Raw genomic sequence first — 26174 nt, forward strand, 5'->3', positions numbered from 1 at the left:
CACCCCAGCCGAGCCGCAACCCACCTCGCCTCCCCCTCAAGGAACCCCATCCCATGTCAGCACCCACCGCGACCACTTCGCCGCCCGAGCCGCCGCCCGAGCCGCCATCCACGGTCGAGCCGTCACAGGCTGCGCCGCCGGCCGGCCGCCTGCGCGCCCTCCCGCGTCACCCGCTCACCGTCGCCCTGCTCGCCGCCCTCTGCGCCACCGGTGTCGGCGTGGTCCTGGTCGTCGCGGCCGGTGCGGAGCCGGCCACCGCGTGGCAGGCCCTGGACGAGGGCATGTTCGGGTCCTCGTACGCCATCGGCAGCTCGCTGAACTCCGCGGCCGTGCTCGCCCTCATCGCCTCCGGCTTCACCGTCGCGCACCGCGCCGGCCTGGTGAACGTCGGCGGCGAGGGTCAGCTCTGCGCGGGCGGAGCAGCCGCGGCGGCAACCGGACTTGCGCTCCCGGCGCAGGTGCCTACAGCCCTCGGCGTACCGCTGATCCTGATCGCCGGCTTCCTCGCCGGCGCCGCATGGGCGGGCATCGCCGCCTGGCTGAAGGTGAAGCGCGGCACCAGCGAGGTCATCACCACCCTGCTCCTCAACTTCATCGGCATCGGCATGGTCTCCCTCGCCGTCCACGAGGAAGCACTGCTGCGCCAGCCAGTGACCTCGTCGGAGACCCTGCCGCAGTCCGCACCCCTGCCGACCGGGGCCCAACTCCCCCTGATCGGCGACGTGGAGTCACCCGCCACCGCCATCGTCGTCGTCGCCGCGCTCGCTGTCGTGACCACCGGCATCGTGCTCCGGCACACCGCACTCGGCCTGCGGCTGCGCGCCGTCGGACACTCCCCGGCCGCATCGGCCCGGCTCGGACTGCCCGTGGGACGGCTCGAAGGCGGCGGGCTCGCGTTCGCCGGGGGGCTCGCGGGGATCGCGGGCGCGGCGCTCGTCGCCACCGCCCCGTATGTCCTCGCCGAGCACTTCTCCTCCGGGTACGGCTTCGCGGGCCTCGTCGTCGGACTGCTCGCCCGCGGCTCGCTCACCGCCGTCGCCGCCGTGTCGCTGCTCTTCGGCTTCCTGACCTCCGGCGGCATCAACCTCCAACTCGCCGCCGAAGTACCCGCGTCCACCGTCCAGATCGTCCAGAGCCTGCTCGTGCTGTTCATCGCCGCCGCGATGTTGTTCACCACGCGCCGTCCAGGGAGCCGCTGATGAGCGCCGTAGCCGAAGAACTCGCCTCCGGTGGTGTACGGATGGCCCTGCCGCTGCTGCTCGCCTCCAGTGGTGAACTGCTCAGCGAACGCGCGGGAGTTCTCAACCTCTCCGTCGAAGGCATGATGCTCACCAGCGCGTTCGCGGGCGCCGTGGGTGCGCACCAGTCGGGCAGCGCGGCCGTCGGAGTCGTCACCGCGGTCGCCGCAGGGCTGCTGTTCGCCGCACTCCAGGCGCTGCTCAGCGTCACCCTGCGCGCCGACCAGATCGTCACCGGCATCACCGCCAACGCCCTCGCGCTCGGCGCCACCACCTACGGCGCACGCCTCGTCTTCGGCGACGGCGCGGGCGCCAAGTCCCTGCCCGGCCTCGACCCGCTGGCCCTTCCGCTGCTCAGCGACCTCCCGATCCTCGGCCCGGCCCTCTTCGAGCAGACCCTCCTCGGCTATCTCGCCTTCGCCGTGGCCATCGCGCTCGCCGTCGGCTTCAGCCGCCGCAGGACCGCGGGGCTCGCGATCGACGCGGTGGGCGAGGACGCCCTGTCCGCCGACCGCAGCGGACTGCCGGTCGCCTTCATCCGATACGGAACCGTCCTGCTGACCGGTGTCACCGCGGCCCTCGCCGGCGCGCATCTCGCACTCTCCGAAGTCCATGCCTTCAGCGACAACATCACCGGCGGCATCGGCTATCTCGCCGTGGTCGCGGTCATCGCGGGACGCTGGCGCGCCTGGCCGACGCTGCTCGCCTGCCTGGTCTTCGGGCTTGCCCAGTCCCTGCAGTTCGCGGCGCCCGCGCTCGGCCTGCACCTCTCGGCCCCGCTCCTGACGACCTTGCCGTACGTCTTCGCCCTCCTCGCTGTGAGCGGCCTGGTCGGCCGCAGCCGCGCCCCTTCGGGCCTGACCACCCCGTTCGTCCGCGCCAGTTGAGGCCCCGACAAGGGGACCATCTGTACGGGACGTATCGCCCGAAGCGGACATCGCGCAGGACGAACGGTCCCCCGATCACTACTACAGGAGCATCCGCACCCATGAGCCTGATTCTTACCCGGTCAGTGATACGTGATCTTTTCGCCGGAGGCGGAGGAGAAGGCCGAGGCGAAGCCGTCGAGGAGGTTGAGCGGGCGGTGGGGCGCGCCCATCGGGATCTGGCGCGGGGGCGGGCCGTGTTGCCCGCGCCGCCCGCGATGCGGCAGCCGGCGGGGGACGGCGCCTATCTCGCGATGGCCGCGGCCTCCGCGCCCGATCGGCTCGCCACGGTCAAGCTCCTCGCCGATCTGCCCGCCAATCGCGAGCGCGGACTGCCGGTCCAGCGCTCCGCGGTCCTCGCGGTGGACGCCGAGACCGGTGCCTGCGTGGCGTTGCTCGACGGCGCGGAACTCACCCGGATCCGCACCGCCGCCGCCACCGCGGTCGCCACCCGGGCGCTGGCCCGCGCAGACGCCCGCACCCTCGGCATTCTGGGTACGGGCCCGCTGGCCCGCGCCCACGTACGGGCGCTGCTGCCCGGGCGCCCGTACGAGCACGTCCTGATCTGGGGCCGCACCCCGGCCAACGCCCAGGCGCTGGCGCAGTGGATCACGGCCGAACTCGACGTCCCCGCCAAGGTGTTCGCCGACCCCCGCTCCGTCACGGAGCACGCCGACGTCCTGTGCACCCTCACCCCGTCCCGCGACCCGCTCGTCCACGGCGCCTGGCTCCAGGCGGGGCAGCACATCAACGCGGTCGGCGCCCCGCCACGCCCCGACCACCGCGAACTCGACACGGAGGCGGTGCTGCGCTGCCGCATCGTCGTCGACGCGTACGACACGGCGCGCGCCAAATCGGGCGAGGTGCTCATTCCCCTCGCGGAAGGCGCCCTCACCGAGGACGCCTTCCGCACCGAACTCGGCTCGGTGCTCACCGGACAGGCCCCGGGCCGCACCACCGACGACGAGCTGACGCTCTTCAACTCGGTGGGTGTCGGACTCCAGGACCTGGCGGTGGCGCGGCTGCTGATCGACCGGGCGGCGGAGCGGGGCGTGGGGCTGACCGTCGACCTTGCGGGATGAGCCGCCCCCGGAACCCCGTCAGCCCGCCAACAGCTTGTCGATCCGCTGCAGTTCCTCCGTGGAGAACTCCAGGTTCTCCGTGGCCGCGACACTGTCCGCGAGCTGCTCCGGGCTGCTCGCGCCCGCGATCGCCGAGGTGACCGCGCCGTCGCGCAGCACCCACGCGAGGGCCATCTGCGCGAGGGACTGGCCGCGCTCGCGGGCGATGTCGTTGAGCGCCTTGAGCTGGGTGACCGTGTCATCGGTGATGTTGTCGGCGTTCAGGAACGGGCTGAGGCCGGCCGCGCGCGAGTCGGCGGGGATGCCGTCCAGGTAACGGTTGGTCAGCAGTCCCTGGGCGAGCGGCGAGTAGACCACCGAACCGGCGCCCGCCTCGGCGAGCTCCGACCACAGTCCGTTCTCCGGCGTGCGGTCCAGCATCGAGTACTTCGGCTGGTGGACCAGGAGCGGCGTGCCCAACTCGCGCAGGATGCGGGCGGCTTCACGGGTCTGCTCGGGCGAGTAGTTGGAGATGCCCGCGTACAGCGCCTTGCCCTGGCGTACCGCCGCGTCCAGGGCGCTCATCGTCTCCTCGAGCGGGGTGTCCGGGTCGGGGCGGTGCGAGTAGAAGATGTCGACGTACTCCAGACCCATGCGCTTCAGGGACTGGTCGAGGGAGGACAGGACGTACTTGCGCGAGCCCCATTCGCCGTACGGCCCCGGCCACATGAGGTAGCCGGCCTTCGTGGAGACGACGATCTCGTCGCGGTGGGCGCGCAGATCCTCCTGGTAGATCCGGCCGAACGCGGTCTCGGCGGCGCCGGGCGGCGGACCGTAGTTGTTGGCCAGGTCGAAGTGCGTGACGCCCAGGTCGAAGGCCTTGTGCACGATGGCCCGCTGGCGGTCCAGGGAGCGGTCGGTGCCGAAGTTGTGCCACAGGCCCAGGGAGACGGCGGGCAGCAGCAGACCGCTCCGGCCGGTGCGGCGGTAGGGCATGGACTCGTAACGGCCGGGTGCGGCTGCGTACACGAAGGACCTCACTCCAGAGTCGAAGAACGTTTCTGCCCAGCCTCACCCGCCCGGCGCCCGGCTGTCCAACAAGAACGAACAAAATCTTCCCGTATGGCTCCCCGCGTCCGTCCTACGGAGAGGTTCCTACGGAGAGGTGTCGCCCGCCTGCCGCGGCCCCAGGACCTCGCTCAGGTCGAAGTTCACCGGTTCCTCGAGCTGTTCGTACGTGCAGCTCTCGGGCGTACGGTCGGGGCGCCAGCGCCGCCACTGGGCGGTGTGCCGGAAGCGCGCCCCGTTCTCCATGTGGTCGTACGCCACCTCGGCCACGCGCTCGGGCCGCAGCGGTACCCAGGTGAGGTCCTTCTTGCCGCTCCAGCGGTTGACCGCACCCGGCAGCCGGGCCGACTCGTGCGCGGCCTCCTCGGCCCACGCCGCCCACGGGTGGCCCTCGGCCGATTCCATCCGCAGCGGCTCCAGCTCCTCGACCAGCTCCTCGCGCCGCTTCATCGAGAACGCCGCCACCACGCCCACGTGCTGGAGCACGCCTTGGTCGTCGTGCAGCCCGAGGAGCAGGGAGCCGACGACGGGCCCGCTCTTGTGGAGGCGGTAGCCGGCGACGACCACATCGGCGGTCCGCTCGTGCTTGATCTTGAACATCAGCCGCTCGTTCTGCCGGTAGAGCAGATCCAGCGGCTTCGCGATCACCCCGTCCAGACCCGCGCCCTCGTACTGCTCGAACCACTGGCGGGCCACGTCCTGGTCCGTGGTCGCGGGCGCGATGTGCACGGGCGCCGAAGAGCCCGCGAGCGCCATCACCAGCTTGGCCCGGCGGTCCGCGAGCGGCGTGTCCACCAGCGACTCGTCGCCGAGCGCGAGCAGATCGAAGGCGACGAACGAGGCCGGCGTCTGCTCGGCGAGCAGCTTCACGCGCGATGCCGCCGGGTGGATACGCTCCGTGAGCGCGTCGAAGTCGAGCCGGCCCTCGCGGGCGATGACCACCTCGCCGTCGATCACACAGCGTGCCGGCAGGTTCGCCTTCAACGACTCCACGAGCTCCGGAAAGTACCTGGTCAGCGGCTTGCCCGTACGGCTGCCCACCTCGATCTCATCGCCGTCGCGGAACACCAGGGCCCGGAAGCCGTCCCACTTCGCCTCGTACTGCATATCCGGCGGGATCTTGGCGACGGACTTCGCGAGCATCGGCTTGACGGGCGGCATCACCGGCAGGTCCATGCTGTCGATTGTGGGGCGTGACGCCGTCGTGCGCCCGGTGGATCCCCACTTCCGTATGCAGCGCCCCCGCGCCCCGCCTACCGTGGCAGGCATGGGTGGAGCTGCGATCGAGCTGGATGCGGGCGGCCGGAAAGTGCGGCTTTCGAGCCCGGACAAGCTGTTCTTTCCGGAGGCCGGCTATACGAAGCGGGACCTCGCCGAGTACTACCTGGCGGTCGGCGACGGCATCCTGCGCGCGCTGCGCGACCGTCCGACGACCCTGGAGCGCTATCCGGACGGGGTCGGCGGCGAGTCCTTCTTCCAGAAGCGCGCCGCGAAGAACACCCCGGACTGGATCCCGACGGCCGAGATCACCTTCCCCAGCGGACGCAAGGCGCACGAGATCTGTCCGACCGAGGTGGCGGCGGTGATCTGGGCGGCCCAGTTCGGCACGTGCACCTTCCATCCCTGGCCGGTACGCGCGGACGACACCGACCACCCCGACGAACTCCGGATCGACCTCGACCCGCAGCCCGGTACGGACTTCGAGGACGCGGTGCGCGCCGCGCACGAACTGCGGGCGGTGCTCGACGAGTTCGGCGGGCTGGTCGGCTGGCCCAAGACCTCCGGCGGCCGCGGTCTGCATGTGTTCGTGCCGATCGAGCCGCGCTGGGACTTCATCGAGGTACGGCACGCGGTGATCGCCGCCGGGCGTGAACTGGAGCGCCGGATGCCGGACTCGGTGACCACGGCCTGGTGGAAGGAGGAGCGCGGCGAGAGGATCTTCGTCGACTACAACCAGGCAGCCCGCGACCGCACCATCGCCTCCGCCTATTCCGTACGGCCGAACGCGAAGGCCCTCGTCTCGGCGCCCCTGACGTGGGACGAGGTCGACGAGGTGCATCCCGACGACTTCGACCTCAAGACGATGCAGAGCCGGTACGCCGAACTCGGCGACGTCCACGCCGACATGGACCGCACCCGCCACACCCTCGACGCCCTCCTGGAGCTCTCGGAACGCGACGCGAAGGACCGCGGCCTGGGCGACATGCCGTATCCGCCGGACTACCCCAAGATGCCGGGCGAGCCGAAGCGGGTGGCGCCGAGCCGGGCGAAGAAGGAGCAGTAGCCGCGGACGTGCGGGTGCCCCCACCCCGTGCGAAGGGGATGGGGGCACCTGCACAACTGCCTTGTTCCTACAGCTCCTTGATCCGGATGTCACGGTACGAGACGACGTCCGTCACCCCGTGCACCTGGATCCCGATGTAGCCGGACGCGAAGCGCCGGCCGTCCGTGCCGGGGTCGTCGGCCCGCGGGGGCTCGAAGACCTGGCCGCCGGTGTTGTCGAACTCGTTGATCAGCACACCGTTGCGGAAGATCTTGTAGTGCTGGTCGACCACCTGGATCTCGTAGTCGTTCCACGTGCCCTTCGGGGTCACGCCCGCACCGGCCAGACCCACGCGGTCGAAGCCGTAGATCGAACCGGTCTTGTACATGTCGCCGACAGGGCTGTCGAACTCCTGCACCTCATGCCCGTACTTGATGGCGACCCACTCCGGACGCGACTCCTCCGGGTGGTCGTGGACCCACGGGAAGCGCACGAACACACCGGAGTTGGCGTTGCCGTTGGCCGGGGCGTCGTCGCGCCACTGGAGCTTCAAGGAGAAGTCCGTGTACTTGCGCTCCGGGAACCACAGCATGCCGAGGCCGGCCTTCGAGGTGCCCGAGGTGATCGTCCCGTCCGGGTTGAGACCGAACGAACCGCCGCCCACATGCTGCCACTTGTCGAACGACCGCTGCGTGCCGTCGAACAGCGGTGTGTAGCCCGTGGTGTTGCCGGGCGTGCCGATCCCGGAGGCCTTCGCGGCCTGGTAGATCAGCCGGCCCTCACGGGCGCTGATGACGCCCTCGGCGACCACCCGGTCGCGGATGGTGTCCACGTGCTTGAGGAAGAGCGCGTGCGACGACCAGGACCGCTCGTCCTCGATCAGCTCGCCGATGGTGCAGCGCGCCTTGGTCATCCGGTTGGGCACTCCCGAGTTGACCGTGCCGACGAACACCGTGTCGCGCTCGTCGAACTCCGGGCAGTTCGGGGCCTCGGGGCCCGCGCCCTGGACGACGGTGAACGCCGTCTGCTGCGCCTCGGACCCGTTGCCCGCCTTGTCCGTCGCACGGTAGGCGACCGTGTGCCGGCCGAAGCGGTCGAGGACCAGCGGCTGTGTGTACGTGACGTAGGGCGCGCCGTCGAGCGAGTACTCGACCTTGTCCACACCCGAGTCGTCGTCCGTGGCCGTCAGCGTCACCTTGGCCGAACCGACGTACGCTCCATCGGAGTTCTTGTTCCCGTCGACCTTCGCCGTGACCTCCGGCGGGGTCGTGTCCTCGGCCGGGGCCGCGACCAGCGTGAAGTCGACGCTCTTCTCGGCCGCCGCGTTGCCGGCCTTGTCCGTGGCCCGGTAGCGCACCTTGTAGGTGCCCGGGTCGTGGAACATCACCGGAGCGGTGTACGGCTGCCAGGCACCGTCCGCGCCGATCGCGTACTCGGTGGTGTTGACCCCCGAGCCCGCGTCCGTCGCCGAGACGGTGACCGTGGCCATGCCGACGTACTGGCCCTGGCCGTTCTGCTCACCGGTCACCGCGGCCGAGGTCTCCGGCGCCGTGGTGTCACCCGTGTCGGGCGCGACGACCTTGAAGGACTCGCTCTTCTCGGCCGCCACGTTGCCCGCCTTGTCGGCGGCCCGGTAGCGGATCTTGTGATCGCCGACCGTGTTCACCACGACAGGACCGGTGTACGGCTGCCAGGCGCCGTCGTCACCGACGGCGAACTCGGTCTTCTCGACGCCCGAACCACCGACCTCGTCCTCGGCGTCGACCGTCACCGTGGCCTGGCCGACGTACGCGCCGTCGGCGTTCTTGGTGCCGTCCACCTTCGCCGAGGTGACCGGCGCCGTGGTGTCCTCGCCGCTGCCCTCGGTCACGACGAGGATGCCCTGCATCGTGCCGTGGCCCGGGATGGTGCAGTGGTACAGGTACCGGCCCGGGGTGAGGACCACCTCGGCGGTGTGCTTGCCGCCCTGGTCGTCGTTGGGGTTGGCCAGGATGTTCAGCGGTACGTCGTTGTTGTACTCGGGGTCCGCGATGTCGAAGGTCAGCGTGTGCGGCATCCCGGTGGTGTTGCCGGTGGCCGTGCTGTTCTCGAAGACGATCGTCGTCGCGCCCGCGACCGCGGTGGTCGGCGCCGACAGATAGCGGTCGATCGGATCGCCCGCCGTCCAGGTCAGCGTCTGCGCCGCGACCGCCGACGGCTCGGCTGCCGGGGGCTCCTCGCCGTATGCCATGGGCGCCGAAAGACCGAGCACCAGGAGCAAGGTGGCGAGCAGGAGCCTCAGCGGTTTCATCCGCCGCATGTACACCAGGTGCTTTCTCACTGGGCTGCCCCTCTCGCCAGCTGGTTCGCCGCCGGAGTAGCCGCGCCGCCGTGGTAACCGACCTTCCACAGCGCCGACTTGGCGTCCGAGGTGAAGAAGCCGCGCCCGTAGTCGAGGACGTACAGGGCGCCGTCGGGACCGAACTTCCAGTCCATCAGGTTGTTGATGGCGTCATTGCCACCCGGGATGATCTTCTTCAGGGACTCGGCGTGCACCGGGGTGCCGCCCTTGCCGACCGTGTTCGGGTCGGTGAGGATCGCGTGCCGCGGCTGGTCGCCGAAGTAGAAGTCACCGACGAACCACTTGCCGTCCCAGTACGAGGGCCACTTGCCCTCGCCCGTCGCGGCCGCGTCGTAGCGGTAGACCGGGCCGTTCATCGTCGCCTGGCCGCCGCCCTTGAGCCACGGCAGCAGGAACTTCTGCTCCTCGGCCTTGTACGACGGAATGCCGTTAGCGTCCCGGGGGAAGTCAGGGCCGCCGCCCGCGGGGGAGTACCAGATCGTGTTGGACGTGATCGGCGGCAGCTTCACCAGACCGTCGTTGTTCGGCGACTCGTTCTTCGGGGCGTTGCAGTCGTACCAGCCGAGCGGCTTGGTCGGGTCCGGCAGATTGCGGTCGCGGTAGGGCTGCTTGTTGCCCATGCAGTACGGCCAGCCGTGGTTGCCCGGACCGGTGATCGCGGCGAACGTGTCGTACTTCGCCGGACCCCAAGTGGTCGACGGCTGCCCGGCGTCCGGGCCGACCCACCCCGCGTACAGGATGTCGGTCTTCTGGTCGACGAAGATGCGCGCCGGGTTGCGGACGCCCATCACATAGATCTCGCCGCGCGTCTTGCCGCCGCCCTCGTCCGGCTCCTGGCCCGTGAACAGGTTGCCCGCCGGGAGCGTGTACGTCCCGTCGTCCTCGGGGTGGATACGCAGGATCTTGCCGTTGAGGTTGTTGGTGTTGCCCGCGGTGCGCCGGGCGTCCGCGAAGGAGACGCCCTTGTAGTTGGGCTCGGGGTTGTTGCCCGAGTAACCGTCGCTGAACCGCGAGGAGTTGTTGTCACCGGTCGCGATGTACAGGTTGCCCTTGGAATCCCAGGACATCCCGCCGCCCGCGTGGCAGCAGCTGTGGATCTGCACCGGCCACTGAAGGAGGACCTTCTCGCTGGCCAGGTCCAGCTTGTTGGTCGCGAGGTCGAGCGTGAAGCGGGAGACGTAGCGCTGGGCCATCCGCTTGTCACGGTCGATCTTCGAATGCGGTGTGTAGTGCAGGTACACCCAGCCGTTGGTCAGGAAGTCCGGGTCGAGCTCGACGCCGAGCAATCCCTCCTCGACCTTGATCAGCTCGTCGCCGCCGCCCTTGTTGCCGAAGACGCTGAGCGAGGCCGCCTTGGTGACCGTCTTCGTCTTGGGGTCGTAGACGTGGACCTCGCCGTTGCCCTTGCCGATGTCGGGGTCGTTCCAGTCGGTGACGACGGGCCCCGAGGAGTCCGCGCCGCCGCGGCCGATGTACAGGATCCGGCCGTCCTTCGCGGTCACGAGACCGTGCGGTTCACCGATCTGGTCGTTGAGGCCCGGCTGGTTGGGCACGGTCAGGCGCTCGGCCTTGTAGTTGCTGTCGATCGTGGCCTTGCAGTCGGCCCGCACCAGACGCGTGGTCCAGTTCAGTGCGCCGCGCAGATGCGCCCGGAAGTCCGTCTCGGAGTACGCGTCCGCCGTACCGCCCATGGCGGTGTAGAAGGACCGGCCGCCGTCGTAGTCACGGCACCAGGAGACCGGGTGGTCCCAGCCGTTGGCGCCCGTGCCCGGCTGGTACGTGGATTCGCGGACGCGCGCGATGGTGTGGACCTTGCCCGACGGGTTCTCCTTCCAGTTGAACCACTTGTCGGGGCGCTTCCACTGCAACGGAAGCCCGGCGTTGGCCGGATGCTGGCGGTCGCCGACCTCGACGGTGGCGCGCTGCGTCGTCGCACCGCTGCCGGCCGCGGGTCGCGCGCCGATCAGACCGGTGAACCAGTCCGAGTACGGCTCCGTACGCGCGGCGTCGTGGAGGCCGACGAAACCGCCGCCCGCCTCCATATAGGCCTCGAGGCCCAACTCCTGGTCGGCGTCGAGGACATCGCCGCCGCCGGTCAGGAAGACCACGGCGTTGAACCTGCCAAGACGCGTGTCGTTGGTGAAGACCGACGCGTCGTCGGTGGCCGTGATGGTGAAGCGCTGGTTCTCCGGACCGGTCAGGCCGATCCGCTCGATGGCCTCGATACCGGCGTTGACCACCGGTGACTCCTCGGTGGCCGAGGAGTGGAAGACCAGGACGCGCACATTGCTGCCGCCCGGCGGGGACGGCAGTGACATCGTTGTCTGCTCGGTGGCGGTCCTCGGCGGGTCCGGGTAGGGACGCGCGGTGGCCGGTGATGTGGCGAGCAGCCCCACGGTCATGGCCCCGGCCGCGATCCCGGCCGCCCAGGCTTGTCTCGATCTGCGTCTGGTTGTGCTCAACCCTCGGTGTTTCCAGGGCTGTTGATGCGGTGATGACCGCATGTGTTCACCCACCCCTCGTCCGTTACGGCATCAGCGCCTAGGAAAGTAGACGGCTTTGGCCGACCCGCCAATAGCTATGACCGGACTGACCCGAACTTTGTCCTGAGTGTGGATAAACGAAGATCCCGTCGCTACCGTGTGCCCGTCCCTGGGGGCTCTTTGGCCCCACCAATCTCCGTACCGGCATGGGGAGTTCGTAGATGACCGAGCAGGCGGCCAGTAGTCCCGAGAACCTCGGCAGACGCGTTTTCAATCGGCGCCTGTTCGCCGGCGGAGCGGTGGTGGCGACCGGTCTGACATCGATGTCGGTGGCCGGATCGGCGAGTTCCGCCTCCGCGGAGTTGGAGGTCCCCACCGCGCCCGCGGGCGGCACCGTGCGCCACATGAAGCTGTACGTCGAGGCGCTGGCCGACGGGCAGCTCGGCTACGGCCTGGAGAAGGGCAAGGCGTCCATACCCGGCCCGCTGATCGAGATGATCGAGGGCGACACCCTGCACATCGAGGTCATCAACACCCTCGACATCGACGTCTCCCTGCACCCGCACGGCGTCGACTACGAGATCACCAGCGACGGCACCCGGCACAACAACTCCCATGTGGAACCGGGTGGTTCGCGCACGTATACCTGGCGCACGCATGTGCCGGGCCGGCGTGCGGACGGCACCTGGCGTGCGGGGAGCGCGGGTTACTGGCACTACCACGACCATGTCGTCGGCACCGACCACGGCACCGGGGGACTGCGCAAGGGCCTGTACGGTCCGCTGATCGTGCGCCGCAAGGGTGACATCCTGCCGGACAAGACCTTCACGATCGTCTTCAACGACATGACGATCAACAACCTGAAGACGGGCCCTGATCTGAAGGCCACGGTGGGCGACCGCGTGGAGATCGTGATGATCACGCACGGCGAGTTCTACCACACGTTCCACATGCACGGTCATCGCTGGGCGGACAACCGCACCGGCATGCTCTCCGGCCCCGAGGATCCCTCGCCGGTGATCGACAACAAGATCACCGGGCCCGCCGACTCCTTCGGATTCCAGATCATCGCCGGCGAGCGGGTGGGGGCGGGGGCGTGGATGTACCACTGCCATGTGCAGAGCCACTCCGACATGGGGATGGCCGGGTTCTTCCTGGTGGCGAAGCCGGACGGGACGATCCCGGGGCATGACGGGGGACATACGGCGCATGGCGCGGGGTCGAAGGAGTCGGGCGACGCGAAGTCGACGGGCGACTCGAAGACGTCGGGTGGCGACGCGGGAGCGGCGCACCACCACTGAGTGCTCCCGTCCGCTTCCCCGGTTGCGGGGCGGTTGTCAGTGGCCGGTGCCAGACTCGAAGGCGGCAGGGCCCCGGGACCCACAAAGGAGTGGATCATGCTCACCACCCGTTTTGTCACCGGCTCATTGGTCTGGGTAGACCTCGGCACCCCGGATATCGAGGCGGCCAACGCGTTCTACGGAAGCCTCTTCGGCTGGGAGGCGCAGGCCGCCGAGGAATTCGGCGGCTATGTGACCTATCGCAGCAACGGAAAAGCGGTCGCCGGAGGTATGCAGGTCTCGCTCGAGGAGGGCGAGCCCGGCTGGGGCGTCTACTTCCAGACGCCCGACGCGGACGCGACCGCCAAGGCCGTCGAGCAGGCTTCGGGCGCCGAGCTCATGGCGCCCATGGACGTCGGACCGCTGGGGCGCATGGCGCTCTACAGCGATCCGGCAGGCGCGGGCTTCGGTCTGTGGCAGCCCGGCGAGATGAAGGGGTTCGAGCTCGTCAATGAGCCGGGCTCCCTCAACTGGGTCGAGCTCTACACCACCGACGTCCCCGCGGCCGCCGCGTTCTACGGGGCGGCGCTCGGACTGGAGACCAGCGCGGTCGAGTTCCCGGGCGGCTCGTACACGAGCGTGCACCCGGCGGGCATGGACGACGAGGGGATGTACGGAGGGCTCGTCCACCGGTCCGACGACCCGGTCGAGGCCGAGCGGGGGCCGCACTGGCTGCCGTACTTCGAGGTCGCGGACGTGGACCAGGCCGTGGCCAAGGCGCGCGAGCTCGGGGCGAGCGTGGAGATGGAGCCCACGTCCATGACGGGCGTCGGGCGGCTGGCCAAGATCACGGATCCCTTCGGGGCGCGGCTGGCGCTGATCAAGGGGGACCCGGGCCAGGTGTGAGTTCCGGACCTGTGAGTTCCGGACCAGGTGTGAAGCGCTGAGCGTGCAGCCGGGGGCCTCTTCGTGAGGCCCCCGGTGGCGTATCCGGACCCCCTCGATGGGGGAAATGTCCGAGATGCGATAATCGGGGAGCGTGCCGTGCGGGGCCTGAGCCCTTCCGTGCGGCAGAACCGTCGCCCGACTCCGGGAGCCCTCGATGTACCCGATCCGCATAGACACCGCGACCGTACGAGACGGGGAGCCGGTCACCCGGCTCGACCCGAAGGGCGCGCCTTTCGAGGAACTGGCCGCCGCGCGGATCCAGTTGCTCGCCGGCGCCGCGCGTCAGGCGCATGTGTACGAGGACTCCGAGGTGCTGCTCACGGGTGTCGACGGCGAGGTGGAGGTCGGCGATCCCGGGCGGGCGCAGGTCACGCTGGGGCCCGGTGCGTGTGTGATGGTACCCCGTGGTCAGCTGTTCACGCTGGCCAACCGCACCAGCCGCCCGGCGACCCTGCTCGCGGTGCTCACCCGGGGCCCCGCGGTCGACCGGCTGCCGCGCGCCAAGCGCACCCCGGGGCGCGACAAGCGCCACCTGCAGGCCGTGGCCTGACGGCGACGGGTGCCGGACCGTACCGGTCACGGAGCACATGGTGCGCCGTACTGGTCACCGAGCACATGGCACCCGTACCAGTCACGGACCGCATGGCACCTGCACCGGTTACCGACCGCACGGCACCGTAGCGGTCACCGAGCGCATGGCACCCGTACCGGTCACAGAGCGCACAGCCCCGTACGTGGATCAGCGCACCGAAATCGACCGGCGTGGAGAAAGCCGACCCGGCCGCACGTCACGTGGCCGTCCACCACACTGGTGACCCATGAGGCGCCGCACCCCGCCCTTCCGCCCCGCCCCGGCCGACCTGCCCGAGGCGGGTGAGCGCAATCTCGCCGAGCGCGCCTGCCATCTGCACCGCGGCCTGCCGGGTGCGAGCGTCAGAGAAGCCGGCGACCTGCTGATCGCGGACAGCGGACTGCCGGACGACACCTTCAACATCGTGGCCGCGGCCCGGTTCGCCCCACACGACGCGGACCGTCGTATCGCCGAGACGCTCGCCGAGACAGGGGCACGAGGACGGCCCTTCTCGTGGTGGGTCGGACCGGCCTCCGCGCCCGGGGAACTGTCGGCGCGCCTCACGGCCGCGGGTCTCCCGGCCACCGAGCGGTCGAGCGCCATGTGGGCCGAGCTCGACGACACCGTGCCGAAGCCGCAGCCGAACGGGCTCGACATCCGGATGGTCCGTACGCCCGCCCAACTCGCCGACTACGCCCAGGTCGTGGCCGCCAACTGGTCACCGCCGTCGCCGACGGTCCCGGCGTTCTACCGGCGCACCGCCGACCGGCTCCTCGCGCCCGACTGCCCGGCGCGCTGCCTCGTCGGTTACGAGGACGGCCGGCCCGTCGCCACGGCGGAGATCTTCCTGTACGCGGGGGTCGCGGGCCTCTACAACATCTGCACCCTGGCGGCGCACCGCCGCCGCGGCCACGGCGGCGCCCTGACCCTGGCCGCCCTGCGCGCCGCCCTGGCGCACGGCTACCGCGTCGCCGTACTGCAGGCCTCCGCGGCGGGCGAGCCGGTGTACCGCCGGCTCGGCTTCCGGGAGTGCGGGCAGTACACGGAGCATGCGATCGGCCAAGCCTGAACGCGGAGCTCGTACCCCTGAGGGCGTCGAGGCGTCCTCACGCGCGGCGGGCAGTGCGACGTTCGGGACCGGCGGTCAGGCGTGGAACTCTGTGAGGTCGATGCTGTGGATCTGCAGGGGAACGTCGTACACGGGGTGGACCGTCTCGTGCTCCGGCACCATGCCGAGCTTGTCGATCACGTTCGCCGAGGCCTCGTCCCCGATCCGGCTGATGCTGATGACGCGGTCGAGACCGCGGTCCTGCAGCGCGAACTCCAGCGTGGCGTGGGCGGCCTCGGACGCATAGCCCTGGCCCCAGAACTGCGAGCCGAGCCGCCAGCTGATCGCCACATCGGGCATGACCTCCGGAAGGAACTCGGGCAGGGACAGGCCGGCGAACCCGGCCAGTTCGCCCGAGGCCATCAGCTCGACGGCGAAGAGGCCGAAGCCCTCCTCGTCCCACTCCTCCTCCCACCGCTCGATGTCCTCCGCCGTGGCGTCCAGGCCCCGCACCGAACCGTCGTCGATCCAGTGCATCACCCGCCGGTCCGCGTGGATCTCCGCCATGGGGACGAGGTCGCTGTCGTGCCAGCGGCGGAGGATGAGGCGGGGGGTGCGGATCTCGGTCATGGCGCCCATCTTGCCCAAGGCGGCGGTCACACCGGTAATCGGCTCCCTGCCAGGCCCTCGCCGGCCCGTTGATCGCTCGTTCAGGGAACGTTTTGCGCCACCCGTCAGGCTCGCCTCATGCCCCGCACCACCGCAGACACCCCCACCCCCACTTCCGCCGCGCCCGCCTGGCACGAGGACGCGCTCTGTGCCCAGACGGGTCCGGAGTTCTTCTTCCCCGAGCCCGGCAGCTCCGTGAGCGAGGCCAAGCGCATCTGCTTCTCGTGCGCGGGCCGCGCCGCCTGCCTCGACTACGCGCTCACCCACGACGAGCGCTTCGGCGTCTGGGGCGGCCTCTCCGAGAAGGAGCGGCACGCCCTCAGGCGTACGCGGCCCTGATCTTCAGGCGTACTCGACCGTGAACCTCCGTGTTCCCGAAGGGACAGGGACGTCGTCGCCGGTGACATCCACCGCCTGCCCGTCCACGGAGACGGCGGTGACGCGCCCGAACCGGCAGGGATACACAAAGCGCACCCCTTGCGGCGCCCGCAGGATCTCCACGGTGACCCGGCTCTCGGAGGGCACATGGGTCAGCCGGTAGCCGAACTCCCCGCCGAGCAGCGTGGGTGACCGGTCGATCCCGATCGTCTCGCCCTCACCGAGCCAGTGCGGCCGCACTCCCGGGGCGATGTAGAGGTGCGGATCGCGGTCCTCGTCCGCCTCGAAGAAGAGGATGTCGCGCAGCAGGAGCAGATACTCGGCGGCCGCCCAGCCGTGCGGGATGTCGCCCATGTACCAGGGCCGCTGCGGCACTTCGGCGAAATCGGAGGCCACGGAATAGGCGTGCTGCTCGTTCCACGCGCCCAGCGCCGCCGCCTGTCCGCCCGCCCTCGGGAACGCCGCGTCCACGGTCCAGCCGAGCAGCCGATCCGTCTTCTCCGGTTCGCCGGCGAAGAGGTACGCGTGCGCCAACTGCAGGGTGAGATACGGCCCGTACGCGTTCCAGGCGGCGTCATGACGGAAGCCGCCGGTGACGAAGCGGGCGTACATGGTGTCCAGGGTGTGCCGGGCGGCCCGGTCGATGTCGTCGCCGAGCTTGTTGCCCATGTGCAGGCGCAGCGGATGGAAGTACGCCGCCGCCCCGATCATCGTCGAGTCGCGCCGCCCCACGTCCCCGGGCCCGGTCGGGATGTACGTCTCCCACTCCCCGCGCCGCCCCTGCTCACCGAGCACCCAGCGCACCGAGGCGGCGGTCGCGGCCTTCAGGTCGTCGAACGCGCCCCACAGCTCCGCCACTTCGGGCGCCCCGATCCGCTCGGCGAGCCGCGCCGACTCGTACAGGCCGGCAAGACCCCACAGATCGTCCCAGTAGTGCGGCTTGTCCCGCTCGCCGAGATGTTCGGCGCTCCAGCCGCTGTGCAGCAGCCCGTACGCGTCGCGGTTGTCGCGCAGCCAGCGCGCTCCGTCCCGTACGTACGGGGTGTACAGCCTGGCCCCGAGTCCGCTGCCGCGGTGCGTGCGGTCGTAGCGCCCGATGGCCCACAGCGCCTGTCCGTTGGAGTCCCACTCCCGGTCGTCGCGCTCGTGCGGCCCGCCGAAGAAGCCGTACTCGGCACAGGGTCCGATCCGTCCGCCGCCCTGGTTGAACTTCAGCGGATAGTGCGTCCCCAACTGCCGCTCGGCCAGCGCCTCGTCGCCCACAAGGGAGCAGGCGGTGGCCTCGACGGAGGAGTCCCGTATCCAGAAGGAGTCGTAGACGGTCGGCCCCGGATGGATCTCCCCGTGATCGGAGAGCACGAGCAGCTGCGCGCGCGTCTGCCGGAACAGGGCGCCCAGATGGAAGACGCCGCCGGGCAGTTCGGGCTGGGGTCCGCTGCCCTTGATCTTCCGGTCCCAGAACGCTTCATGAGCGATATGCAGCTCGTCCGCCGATACGGAACGCAGCTCGGCGAGATCGTCGGCCCCCTGGAACGTGTCGACCGGCAGCCGCACCGTGATCTGGAACTCCTCTTCGCCGGTGACACGGAACGGCCAGACGAAGGCAGCCGAACACAGACCGGCGATCTGGTCCTCGGCCAGCGTCGACCCGTTCAGCTTGCCGCCGTGGGCGAGATCGTGGAACGGACTGCGGACGAGATAGCTCTCCGGGTCGTGCGAGTGGTCCGGGTTGCCGTACACACCGAACTGCTCGGGTGCCGTGTCGAAGGCCGGCCCCCATCCCGTGTTCGTCTCCACGAGCAACTGGTCCGCCGCGTACCGCAGCTGCGTCAGGCGCCGGTCCGTGAGCAGACGCCCCTGCCGGTCGTGCCGCTGGAATCCGCTCGGTCCCGCGGGCACGACGGCCGCGCACAGCCACCCTTCCCTCGGCGCACCGTCCGTGGACCGCGCGCTCGCCTGCACGACGGTCACCGCCCGCTGCCGTGCACCGACCGGCGCCGAGAAGATCCGCTCCGCGAGCGTGACGTGATGGTCGGCCCGATAGGTGCTGACGACCGTCGGCAGATGCGGCTCGAGGACCCGCTGCTCGACCGCCTCGCCGTCCGCGAGCTGCGGGAGGTGGGTGAGCCCGGTGGCCGGGTCGTACAGGAAGAACGACAGCACGTACTTGTCGTACACCGGCTCCACCTCGCCGGCCTGCCCGATCAGACTCTCCTGCCGGTGGTCCTTCACCCCCACCATGTGCCAGTAGCGGTACAGGGCGTTGGAGGCGAACGCCGCCTCCTTCGACTCGTACGTCCCGCGGTCGAACTCATCGCTCCACGCCCGGAACGCCTGCCGCGCCCACCACGGGACCGGCAGCGCTTTGCGCGTCCAACCGCGCCACATGACCTCGTAGAACATCCACTCATGGGTCTGTGCCATGGGGGCACCGTGGCACCGGGCGGGTGGTTCGTAAACGGGGTGGTTCGGCCTGGTTGCGGAGGGTCCCCCCGGGACGTGTGCGGCCGGTGGGCCACCAGCGGGACGGGTGTGGTCCAGGCTTTAGGATGACGGCGCTGTCCGGGCGTAGCGCAGAGGCAGGCGCACCGCCCTGCCAAGGCGGGTACGCCGGTTCGAATCCGGCCGTCCGGGCAGTGCCGGGGCCGAGGCCCGGGGGATCCCGTAGCGCAGAGGCAGGCGCGCCGCCTTTGCAGGGCGGGTACGCCGGTTCGAATCCGGCCGGGATCACAGAGCGACCGAGGGCGACGGGGTGGGGATGGCCGGAAGCGACGGCGACGAGGCGGTCGGGGGTCTGTCCGCTGCCGAGATCGCCCGGTTCGATCAGCTCGTGGGGAAGCTGCGGGCGCTGCCCGTGGACGATCCGGTACGGCTGCGCGCCGAGCAGGTCGCGGCGTCGTTCGCACGCGACGGGCGGCTGCGTCGGCGCAAGGCACGCGGAGCCGAACGCTCGGCCGGGGACGCGGAGCTGATGGCCCGCACCGGGACCGGGGCCGCCGACCGGCGCGAGGACGCTCCGCTGTCCGTCTCCGGCGAGCGGGGCGCGCCCGTCGGCCTGTTGCGCAAGCCGCGCGCCTGCTACGTCTGCAAGTCGCCTTATCGAGAGGTCGACGGCTTCTACCACCGGCTCTGCCCCGGCTGCGCCGCCGAGAACCGCGCCCGGCGCGCCCTGAGCACCGACCTCACCGGCCGGCGGGTGTTCCTCACGGGCGGGCGGGTCAAGATCGGCTTCCAGCTGGCCCTGATGATGCTGCGCGACGGCGCCCACCTCACGGTCACCAGCAGGTTTCCGCATGACACCGTGCGCCGCTTCCGTGCCGCACCGGGCAGCGAGCGGTGGCTGGACCGGCTCACCGTCGTCGCCGTGGATCTGCGCGACCCCCGTCAGGTGCTCGGCCTGTGCGAACGGCTCAGGGCGGACGGCACACCGCTCGACATCCTCGTCAACAACGCCGCCCAGACCGTGCGCCGACCGCCGGAGTCGTACGCGCTCCTCAGCGCGGGAGAGGCGGACCAACTGCCGTCCGGTGCCTGGTCGGCGCCGGGTTTCCGTCCGGTACGCGAGCTCGGTCCGGGCGCCTCCGGAGCGCTGGATTCGGTGCTGCGCGAGGTCGACGAGGCCGGCGTCCTGCGTGGAGTCGACACTGCGGGCCGCCTGAGCGAGGTCGACGCCGCGGGCCTCCTGAGCGAGGTCGACGAGGCCGGACTGCTGCCCGACCTCGCCCCCGCGAACTCCTGGTCCGCCAAGCTCGGTGAACTCGATCCGGCCGAGGTCCTCGAGACCCAGCTGGTCAATGCGCTCGCCCCGGCACTGCTCTGCGACCGGCTGCTGCCGCTGCTGCTCGCCGCACCGCGCCCGCGTCGCTACAACGTGACCGCCGTGGAGGGCCGGTTCGCCGTACGCAACAAGATGGCCGGACATCCGCATACCAACATGGCCAAGGCCGCGCTCAACATGCTGACCCGCACCAGCGCCGACGAACTCGCCGGCCAGGGCGTGCACATGTGCGCCGTGGACACGGGCTGGATCACCGACGAGAACCCCGCGCCGAAGAAGTCCCGGATGGCCGGGGCGGGCTTCCGCACCCCGCTGGACATCGTGGACGGCGCGGCGCGGGTGTACGACCCGATCGTGCGCGGCGAGGCCGGGGATCCGGTCTCCGGTGTGTTCCTCAAGGACTACCGGGAGGCGGCATGGTGACCGGACCCGAGGATCTGCCGGAGGAGCCGTTCGCGGGGGTGCCGAGCGTGGTGCCCCGGCCGCTCGCCGACCTCACGCCGCTGCTCGACTGGCTGCGGGGCGGTGAGAGAGCCGAGCAGCGCCTGGACTTCACGGCCGGTACCGCACTGCCCGACGGCCGCCTCGACCTGTGCAAACAGGAACTCGGCGCGGAGGGCGCGGCTTTGATCGCCGACGCGCTGCGGGAGTCGGCGGCCGGCGCGACCGCGTCGGCGCGGGCGTCGGACGGTGCACAGGACGCCCCGGTACGTCATGTGCTGCTCGGCACCGACGGGCTGGGGGACGAGGGTGCGCTCGCCGCGACGAGGGCGGCCGAAAACGGGCAGGTCGAGACGCTGTACCTGGGCTGCAACGGCATCACCGCCCCAGGAGCCTGCCGTATCGCCGACCAGTTGCGTGCCTCGCCGACCGTCGTGGCCGGGCTCTGGCTCAAGCGCAACCCCCTGGGGCCGGCCGGCGGACAGGCGGCGGCCCAACTGATCGAAGCGGTCCGTACGTTGCGCACGCTCGACCTCGTCCAGACCGGACTCGATCCGGCCGGTCTCGCGGTGCTCGTGGACGCGCTGCTGACGGCCACGGGCGAGGGCCGCACGGTGGAGCGGCTCTTCGTCGGCGGCAACCCGCTCGGCGCCGCGGGCGGCCATGTGCTCGGCGCGTTGGTCTCGGCGGGCGCCGTCGGTGAACTGTACGTATCCGCGGCGCAGTTGGGCGACGAGGGCGCCGGGCACCTGGCGGAGGCGCTCGACCGGGCACCGTACGGGCGGCTCACCCGGCTGTCCGTGGCGAGCAACGGCATCGGGCCGCTCGCCGCGGCCCGGCTGGTGTCCGCCGCGACCACCGCCGGGGTCGAGGTGCTCGACCTCGGCCGGGTCCGCGCGGCCCGCACGCTCGCAGCGGCGGACAACCGCCTGGATCTGGCCGCGGCCACGGCGGTCGCCCGGACGCTCGCCGGACAGGAACACCGCCTCGTCCACCTGGTCCTGAGCCATACGGGACTGCGCAGCCGCGAGGCGCACCGGCTCCTCGACACCGCCGTGCACGCCACGACCGCGACCCGCTTCGTGCTCGGCACCTCGATCGCGTCCAGCATCAAACGGCGGCTGAACGAGCTGAGCGCTCACGTCCCCGCCCCGGCGCTTCCCGACGCGATCGCCGCCGTACGCAGCGTGCACCGCACCGCGCCGCCCGCAGAGGAGAACTGACCGCCGCGGCCCGGCTCGACCTGACCGCGGCCCGGCTCACCGCTTGCGCAGCGAGACGAACACCTCCGTCCAGAACCGCTGTTGCTCCGCCGCCGCCCCGACCAGATACGTCGCCCGGAGCTTGGCCGGCAGCAGCGCCACCAGGCGGGTCACCGCCTTGCGGTGTTTGCGCAGCTGGGACAACTCGGCGTTGGCGAGCACCTGGTGCACGACATCCGTGTCGTCGGCGCCCTCGCTGGTCTGTGCGGCCGCCTTGCGCAGCCGCTCCTCCCAGCCCGGCAGATCCCGGGCGAGCTCGCGCAGCCCGGTCACCTGCCGCTGCGCGAGCCGGTCCATCAGCGCGGTGAGCGGCACCGGCGCGTACTCGCCGTCGCCGAGATAGACCGTCCCGATGTGCAGCGGAAGTCCCTTGCGGTGCAGCTTGATCAGCCGCTCCAGGGTGCGCTTGGTGATCCACGCCCGGCCGTCGTCGTCGATGTCGTGCTTCCACCACTCGAGGACCGTCTCGGCATCGGCGCCGTACTGCCGTATCAGCCACTCATTGGCCGGGATGTCGCCCGGCTCGACCGTCAGGGACGCGGTGAAGCGGGAGGCCTGCGCGATGTTGTTGCGCGCCACGAGGAGCTTGCGGCCCAGGTGGTACGGCGGGTTCTGCACCGCGATCTGCGCCCGCAGGTTCGCGATGCGCCGCCCGGCGAGCGACCACTCCTGTGTGATCTCCATCAGCTTTGCGAACGCGGCCTTGTCCTTGGGCCGGTTGTACTCGTCCCACACGATCGCCTTGGGCTCGGGACCGGTGAACGGCGCGGCCAGGAGGTTGTCGAGCGAGCCGTCGGCCGTGGGCACCGGAGCGCACAGGTCCTCGACATTGGTCACCGGCAGCGAGAAGTACAGCGGATCGCGGCCGTTGAGCCCCTCGCGCACCGTCTCGCGCACCAGCTCCGTCTTGCCGCAGCCCGGCGGGCCCTGGAGCAGGACCGTCCAGCGGTTGCGCAGCGCGGCCCGCACCACCTGGCGTACGGGATCGGCGATACGGGACGGGTTCGGTACGCCGAGGGCCTCGGCGATGCGGTCGAGGATCTCGGACGTGCGGTTGCCCGCCCCTTGCGCCTCGGGATCCTGGAGGCGCAGCCGCTCACCGCCCACCAGCGGCAGCCCCCAGCGCAGCGGAAAGCCTTCGCGGGCGTTGGCCAGGATGTGGTCCAGGGTGCGGGGCGAGAGCAGCTCGCGCAGCGCCGGGCTGAGTGCGGCCCACACGGTGAACACCCCGGTGAGGTCCCACTCCCGGTACTTCGCCGCCAGATGCTCCCGCCACGCGGTGTCGTTGGCGCCGATCCGCAGGGTCACCATCCGGTCGAGCAGCGCGAGGTCGCTGCGCCGTGCGGAGGTCTCGGCCAGCGACTCGTTGTCCGTGAGGAAGACACCGATACAGCCGAGCGCCCGCAGATCGTGCTCGCCGAGCGTCCAGTCGCAGGCGATCTGCATCAGCTGCGACTGGATGGTGTCGCCGGCCTGCAGCGAGTCGTCGATGAGCAGCACGAACGGCCGGCCCGGCTTGAGCTGGCTCATCACCAGCTGGCGCAGCACCAGTTCACCCGTGCGCGGATCGCGCACCGGAGCGTTCACCAGGAGGTCGTCCGGCGTGAGATTGGCCGCCGGCACATAGACCAGCGTCGCCTCGGGGCGCGACTCCTGGACGTACGAGAAGAACGTGGCCGTCTTGCCGATGCCGTGCTCGCCGAAGATCTGGCCGGTCTGCCCGAGGTCGATCATCGCGTCGATGAACTCCTCGAGCCGGGACAGGACCCGCCGCGGCCCGGCCGTGTGCTCGGTGGTGGTGCTCGTCATCTCGATCCTGTCGTGACGCGATGGCAGTCCATCGCGGGGGAGTGGGTCTCGGGCCAGTCGTGGCCGCCTTCGGTGATCAGCCAGATCCACGCGTCCGGGTCCGCCGGGGTGACCGGGGGCGCATAGCCGTCGGTGAGGACGACCACCGCGTCCGGCCGTTCCTCGAAGGGTCGTCCGTCGACCGTGCTGCGGCCCTCGACATAGTCGACGACGACCTGGAAGCTCGTGCCGCCGCCACCGAGCACCCGCTCACCGGGCTTGAACGGCCAGACCTCGCCGTCGAACGCCAGCCAGTGCGCCTCGACCCCGTCGATCTCGCCGACCAAGGTGGTCAGCCACGTGAGCACCTCGTCGGGCATCGACCCGGAGGTGTCATAGGCGATCACCAGGACCTTGTGGCGTACCGGTCCGCGCCGCGAGAGCGTCGGGTCCTGGCCCAGCGCCGCGAGCAGCGCGCCACGCTTCTTCGGATAGACGAGCCGCTCACCGTCGGCCAGCTTGGAGCCGAGCACGTCGACCAGCCAGCGCTGCCACCAGTCGATCCTGCGGGTGCGGCTCGTCTCGCCGCGCAGGACGCCCGCGCCGAGATTCCCCCAGAGCTTCGCGGCGCCCGCCGAGTCCTCCGTGCGCCCCATCAGATCGAGCAACTCCCGCTCCGCGCCGCGGTGTCCACGCCGCGCGGCGAGCAGCGCGTTGAGCAGCACCGACGAGGCCACGGCGCCGACGGTCTCCGGATCCGCGGGCAGCGCACCGTGCGTCATGTGCACGCACAGTGTGGGTGCGGCGACCGGCGGATGCTGCATCCGGCGCAGCTCGCCGTGGACGCGCAGATCCGTGTGCACGAACTCCTCGTACGGGAGCGGCGCGAGGCCTTGCGCCCGCAAGTCGGCCTCATAGAGCGCGTGGACCCGCCGAGGGTCGACACCGGTCGGTACGTCGCCGAGCAGCGGCAGCGCGTCACGGCCGAGCCGTACCAACGCCACATGGTTGATGGCCACTTCGGCCGCCAGCTCGAAGACGGGGTCCACCTGGAGCTCGGGCTCGGTGAACAGATGCCGGTGCACCAGGTGCCGCGCCTCGTGGAACAGGACGAACTTCACGCCGTCCAGGCCGAGTCGTACGAAGAACTCCGGGTTGAACAGAAGCAGGCAGGACCCGTCACCGGAGGCGACGACGGCCGCCGTGTCCACCGCGGTCGTCGGTATCTGGTGCGGGCACTTCGCATACAGCCAGGAGGCGACGGCCGACTCGGTCAGCCCGAAGTCGAGCAGCGCGGCCTCCTTGAGCCGCACCGCCTCCGCCACCGTCTCCGGCGCCGCCGGCCGGAACCGCTCGACGGCACGGCGGTCGGCGAGATCGATCACATGCCGCCGGCGCCCCTCCATGCCCCCACCCCCCGTGGTTTCCCCGTGCGTCATTGGTACCAGGAGGCTCTGACAACGGACGAACGGTTTACGCCCCGCAGTGGATCAAGTCGGGTGCCGCATCCGGCAGGAGGGGCCTATGATCCGCGGCAAGGGTCGGGGGCGTAGCGCAGAGGCAGTCGCGCCGGTCTCCAAAACTGGGACACGCTGGTTCGAATCCAGCCACCCCGGCCCCCTCGGCGCTCCCCTCCAGGTCCCCTCCAGGCCTCATCCAGGTCTCAGGCCACGGCTCCGGCGGTGATCACCAACTCCTCGACACCGCCCTGGAACTCCTCCACCAGCTGCGCGAGCACCGCCCACGCCTCCGTATGGCCAGCCAGGTTCTCGCGGACGAGGGGACGCAGCGCGTCCGAAGCGTCGGCGAGGCGTTGCGGGAAGAGGCGGTGGCCCAGGGAGAGCACGGCCAGCACATCCACCGCCGGAGCGTGCTCCAGGGCGAACTGCTCCGGGGAGTCGAACGCCCCTGCCGCACGCACCCGGTTGTGGAACTTGGCATGCGTGCCGAACTGCCGGCGCAGCTCGGGCGGGCAGTCATGCCGTACGGCCAGGGCCCAGCGCGCGTATCCGGGCAGCGCGTGTTCCAGGTCCGCCTGCGTCACCGCGGCCCAGTCGTGCCGGTCGAGGACCATGCTCGCCGCCGACCGGCCCGCGCCCCTTGTGCGCGCCGCGCGCAGCGTGCCGATGAGGCCCAACTCGTGGAAGCACCCCGGCAGCCGGGCCTCCTCGACGCCGTGGTTCAGCTGCGGTGAGACGGGCAGGACGGACCGCTTCGACTCCGGCGCGCACGGCACACCGCGCAGGATCTGGCGGCGTATCGCGTTGTCGGCCGAAGGGTGCCGGCAGACAAGGACATTGAGCTCGGGATCGTCCTGCTGCATCACCCAGTGCAGGACGGCGACCGGCAGCTGCCGGGCCGCGGACCACGTCCGCCGGACGGCCTCCGTCTCCAGGCGGTGCTCGACCGCGTTCTGCGGGGCAAGGCCGATGCGCTGCTCGATCCGGCCGGCATCGTCCGGGTCGGCCAGCGAGAGGAGATAGGAGACGGCGCGGTCCCGCGCGGTGGTGTACGCCATGGGGCGCATGATGCCGCAGGCCAGGGGCCGTTGAGTAGCGAGTTCTCGCGAGGCGCCCGTGATCCGGTAAGGCAGAAAGGGGCGGACCGTGACGGCCCGCCCCTCAACCACTG

The 26174-nt window shown here is 70.7% G+C and carries 20 protein-coding genes and 3 tRNA genes; 14 read left to right on the forward strand and 9 right to left on the reverse strand.

The window, feature by feature from the left end; all coding sequences use genetic code 11:
- Positions 1-53 precede the first annotated feature (53 nt).
- The 3 genes from G6045_RS03670 (at position 54) to G6045_RS03680 (ending at position 3246) form a co-directional block, all read left to right on the forward strand.
- On the forward strand, positions 54-1199 hold the full coding sequence (locus G6045_RS03670; RefSeq protein WP_165330315.1) for an ABC transporter permease: 1146 nt from the start codon (positions 54-56) through the stop codon (positions 1197-1199).
- Positions 1199-2125, forward strand: a complete 927-nt coding sequence (locus G6045_RS03675; protein WP_165330316.1) for an ABC transporter permease — start codon at positions 1199-1201, stop codon at positions 2123-2125. Before G6045_RS03670 ends, G6045_RS03675 begins: the two co-directional genes overlap by 1 nt.
- A 197-nt stretch (positions 2126-2322) precedes the next feature.
- Positions 2323-3246, forward strand: a complete 924-nt coding sequence (locus G6045_RS03680; protein ID WP_328707644.1) for an ornithine cyclodeaminase family protein — start codon at positions 2323-2325, stop codon at positions 3244-3246.
- 18 nt (positions 3247-3264) lie between these two features.
- Here G6045_RS03680 and mgrA read toward each other — a convergent pair whose 3' ends face one another.
- Both mgrA and G6045_RS03690 read right to left on the reverse strand, forming a co-directional pair.
- Positions 3265-4254: an L-glyceraldehyde 3-phosphate reductase gene (mgrA, locus tag G6045_RS03685; protein ID WP_165330318.1), complete on the reverse strand. Its 990-nt coding sequence runs from the start codon at positions 4252-4254 to the stop codon at positions 3265-3267.
- Positions 4255-4380: 126 nt separating this feature from the next.
- The gene (locus G6045_RS03690) at positions 4381-5469 is read right to left on the reverse strand and encodes an ATP-dependent DNA ligase (protein ID WP_165330319.1); all 1089 of its coding nucleotides are present in this window, start codon (positions 5467-5469) and stop codon (positions 4381-4383) included.
- A gap of 91 nt (positions 5470-5560) precedes the next feature.
- Here G6045_RS03690 and ligD point away from each other — a divergent pair, with 91 nt between their 5' ends.
- On the forward strand, positions 5561-6577 hold the full coding sequence (gene ligD / locus G6045_RS03695; protein WP_165330320.1) for a non-homologous end-joining DNA ligase: 1017 nt from the start codon (positions 5561-5563) through the stop codon (positions 6575-6577).
- 67 nt (positions 6578-6644) lie between these two features.
- On the opposite strand, the gene G6045_RS03700 is transcribed toward ligD, so the two are convergent.
- Both G6045_RS03700 and G6045_RS03705 read right to left on the reverse strand, forming a co-directional pair.
- Entirely contained in the window at positions 6645-8846 is a 2202-nt protein-coding gene (locus G6045_RS03700; protein WP_165330321.1) for an OmpL47-type beta-barrel domain-containing protein, read from the reverse strand.
- Between the two features lie 26 nt (positions 8847-8872).
- Positions 8873-11401, reverse strand: a complete 2529-nt coding sequence (locus tag G6045_RS03705) for a ThuA domain-containing protein (RefSeq protein ID WP_165330322.1) — start codon at positions 11399-11401, stop codon at positions 8873-8875.
- A gap of 200 nt (positions 11402-11601) precedes the next feature.
- Between G6045_RS03705 and G6045_RS03710 the strand changes: the two genes are divergently transcribed.
- The 4 genes from G6045_RS03710 to G6045_RS03725 all read left to right on the forward strand — a co-directional run bounded on the left by G6045_RS03710 (position 11602) and on the right by G6045_RS03725 (position 15248).
- Positions 11602-12681 carry a multicopper oxidase domain-containing protein gene (locus G6045_RS03710; protein ID WP_165330323.1) on the forward strand — a complete coding sequence of 360 codons (1080 nt, stop codon included), beginning with the start codon at positions 11602-11604 and terminating at the stop codon, positions 12679-12681.
- 96 nt (positions 12682-12777) lie between these two features.
- A complete protein-coding gene (locus G6045_RS03715; protein ID WP_165330324.1) occupies positions 12778-13566 on the forward strand; it encodes a VOC family protein in 789 nt (262 codons plus the stop codon).
- A gap of 196 nt (positions 13567-13762) precedes the next feature.
- Positions 13763-14158, forward strand: a complete 396-nt coding sequence (locus G6045_RS03720; RefSeq protein WP_165330325.1) for a cupin domain-containing protein — start codon at positions 13763-13765, stop codon at positions 14156-14158.
- 268 nt (positions 14159-14426) lie between these two features.
- Positions 14427-15248, forward strand: coding sequence for a GNAT family N-acetyltransferase (locus tag G6045_RS03725; protein WP_165330326.1), 822 nt, complete (start codon positions 14427-14429; stop codon positions 15246-15248).
- A 75-nt stretch (positions 15249-15323) separates the two neighbouring features.
- Here the strand turns inward: G6045_RS03725 and G6045_RS03730 are convergent, their stop codons facing one another.
- Complete coding sequence (locus tag G6045_RS03730; protein WP_165330400.1) at positions 15324-15857, reverse strand: GNAT family N-acetyltransferase; 534 nt, start codon at positions 15855-15857, stop codon at positions 15324-15326.
- 117 nt (positions 15858-15974) lie between these two features.
- On the opposite strand from G6045_RS03730, the gene G6045_RS03735 reads away from it, so the two are divergent.
- Positions 15975-16235 (forward strand): WhiB family transcriptional regulator, encoded by a 261-nt coding sequence (locus G6045_RS03735; protein WP_165330327.1) that lies wholly within the window; start codon positions 15975-15977, stop codon positions 16233-16235.
- Between the two features lie 3 nt (positions 16236-16238).
- Here G6045_RS03735 and G6045_RS03740 read toward each other — a convergent pair whose 3' ends face one another.
- Positions 16239-18698, reverse strand: coding sequence for a glucosidase family protein (locus tag G6045_RS03740; RefSeq protein ID WP_165330328.1), 2460 nt, complete (start codon positions 18696-18698; stop codon positions 16239-16241).
- A gap of 138 nt (positions 18699-18836) precedes the next feature.
- On the opposite strand from G6045_RS03740, the gene G6045_RS03745 reads away from it, so the two are divergent.
- The 4 genes from G6045_RS03745 (at position 18837) to G6045_RS03760 (ending at position 21716) form a co-directional block, all read left to right on the forward strand.
- Positions 18837-18908 (forward strand) — tRNA-Gly (locus G6045_RS03745).
- A 24-nt stretch (positions 18909-18932) separates the two neighbouring features.
- Positions 18933-19004, forward strand: a tRNA-Ala gene (locus G6045_RS03750).
- A gap of 28 nt (positions 19005-19032) precedes the next feature.
- The gene (locus G6045_RS03755; RefSeq protein ID WP_165330329.1) at positions 19033-20475 is read left to right on the forward strand and encodes an SDR family NAD(P)-dependent oxidoreductase; all 1443 of its coding nucleotides are present in this window, start codon (positions 19033-19035) and stop codon (positions 20473-20475) included.
- Positions 20469-21716 (forward strand): leucine-rich repeat domain-containing protein, encoded by a 1248-nt coding sequence (locus G6045_RS03760; protein WP_165330330.1) that lies wholly within the window; start codon positions 20469-20471, stop codon positions 21714-21716. Before G6045_RS03755 ends, G6045_RS03760 begins: the two co-directional genes overlap by 7 nt.
- 36 nt (positions 21717-21752) lie before the next feature.
- On the opposite strand, the gene G6045_RS03765 is transcribed toward G6045_RS03760, so the two are convergent.
- Positions 21753-23564 (reverse strand): AAA family ATPase, encoded by a 1812-nt coding sequence (locus tag G6045_RS03765; RefSeq protein ID WP_165330331.1) that lies wholly within the window; start codon positions 23562-23564, stop codon positions 21753-21755.
- Entirely contained in the window at positions 23561-24949 is a 1389-nt protein-coding gene (locus G6045_RS03770) for a vWA domain-containing protein (protein ID WP_165330332.1), read from the reverse strand. Before G6045_RS03770 ends, G6045_RS03765 begins: the two co-directional genes overlap by 4 nt.
- Positions 24950-25086: 137 nt before the next feature.
- Between G6045_RS03770 and G6045_RS03775 the strand changes: the two genes are divergently transcribed.
- Positions 25087-25159: transfer RNA gene (locus tag G6045_RS03775), tRNA-Trp, on the forward strand.
- Positions 25160-25206: 47 nt separating this feature from the next.
- Here the strand turns inward: G6045_RS03775 and G6045_RS03780 are convergent.
- Entirely contained in the window at positions 25207-26061 is an 855-nt protein-coding gene (locus G6045_RS03780; RefSeq protein ID WP_165330333.1) for a hypothetical protein, read from the reverse strand.
- Between the last annotated feature and the right edge of the window lie 113 nt (positions 26062-26174).

Source organism: Streptomyces mesophilus, from assembly GCF_011044995.1.
GTDB classification, from domain to species: Bacteria; Actinomycetota; Actinomycetes; order Streptomycetales; family Streptomycetaceae; genus Streptomyces; species Streptomyces mesophilus.

Excerpts from the sequence above, each read along its gene's own strand:
- G6045_RS03670 (WP_165330315.1), top strand. The coding sequence starts at position 54 with ATGTCAGCACCCACCGCGACCACTTCGCCGCCCGAGCCGCCGCCCGAG.
- G6045_RS03675 (WP_165330316.1), top strand. The coding sequence starts at position 1,199 with ATGAGCGCCGTAGCCGAAGAACTCGCCTCCGGTGGTGTACGGATGGCC.
- G6045_RS03690 (WP_165330319.1), bottom strand. The coding sequence starts at position 5,469 with ATGGACCTGCCGGTGATGCCGCCCGTCAAGCCGATGCTCGCGAAGTCC.
- ligD (WP_165330320.1), top strand. The coding sequence starts at position 5,561 with ATGGGTGGAGCTGCGATCGAGCTGGATGCGGGCGGCCGGAAAGTGCGG.
- G6045_RS03700 (WP_165330321.1), bottom strand. The coding sequence starts at position 8,846 with ATGAAACCGCTGAGGCTCCTGCTCGCCACCTTGCTCCTGGTGCTCGGT.
- G6045_RS03705 (WP_165330322.1), bottom strand. The coding sequence starts at position 11,401 with ATGCGGTCATCACCGCATCAACAGCCCTGGAAACACCGAGGGTTGAGC.
- G6045_RS03710 (WP_165330323.1), top strand. The coding sequence starts at position 11,602 with ATGACCGAGCAGGCGGCCAGTAGTCCCGAGAACCTCGGCAGACGCGTT.
- G6045_RS03715 (WP_165330324.1), top strand. The coding sequence starts at position 12,778 with ATGCTCACCACCCGTTTTGTCACCGGCTCATTGGTCTGGGTAGACCTC.
- G6045_RS03720 (WP_165330325.1), top strand. The coding sequence starts at position 13,763 with ATGTACCCGATCCGCATAGACACCGCGACCGTACGAGACGGGGAGCCG.
- G6045_RS03725 (WP_165330326.1), top strand. The coding sequence starts at position 14,427 with ATGAGGCGCCGCACCCCGCCCTTCCGCCCCGCCCCGGCCGACCTGCCC.
- G6045_RS03730 (WP_165330400.1), bottom strand. The coding sequence starts at position 15,857 with ATGACCGAGATCCGCACCCCCCGCCTCATCCTCCGCCGCTGGCACGAC.
- G6045_RS03735 (WP_165330327.1), top strand. The coding sequence starts at position 15,975 with ATGCCCCGCACCACCGCAGACACCCCCACCCCCACTTCCGCCGCGCCC.
- G6045_RS03740 (WP_165330328.1), bottom strand. The coding sequence starts at position 18,698 with ATGGCACAGACCCATGAGTGGATGTTCTACGAGGTCATGTGGCGCGGT.
- G6045_RS03755 (WP_165330329.1), top strand. The coding sequence starts at position 19,033 with ATGGCCGGAAGCGACGGCGACGAGGCGGTCGGGGGTCTGTCCGCTGCC.
- G6045_RS03760 (WP_165330330.1), top strand. The coding sequence starts at position 20,469 with ATGGTGACCGGACCCGAGGATCTGCCGGAGGAGCCGTTCGCGGGGGTG.
- G6045_RS03765 (WP_165330331.1), bottom strand. The coding sequence starts at position 23,564 with ATGACGAGCACCACCACCGAGCACACGGCCGGGCCGCGGCGGGTCCTG.
- G6045_RS03770 (WP_165330332.1), bottom strand. The coding sequence starts at position 24,949 with ATGGAGGGGCGCCGGCGGCATGTGATCGATCTCGCCGACCGCCGTGCC.
- G6045_RS03780 (WP_165330333.1), bottom strand. The coding sequence starts at position 26,061 with ATGGCGTACACCACCGCGCGGGACCGCGCCGTCTCCTATCTCCTCTCG.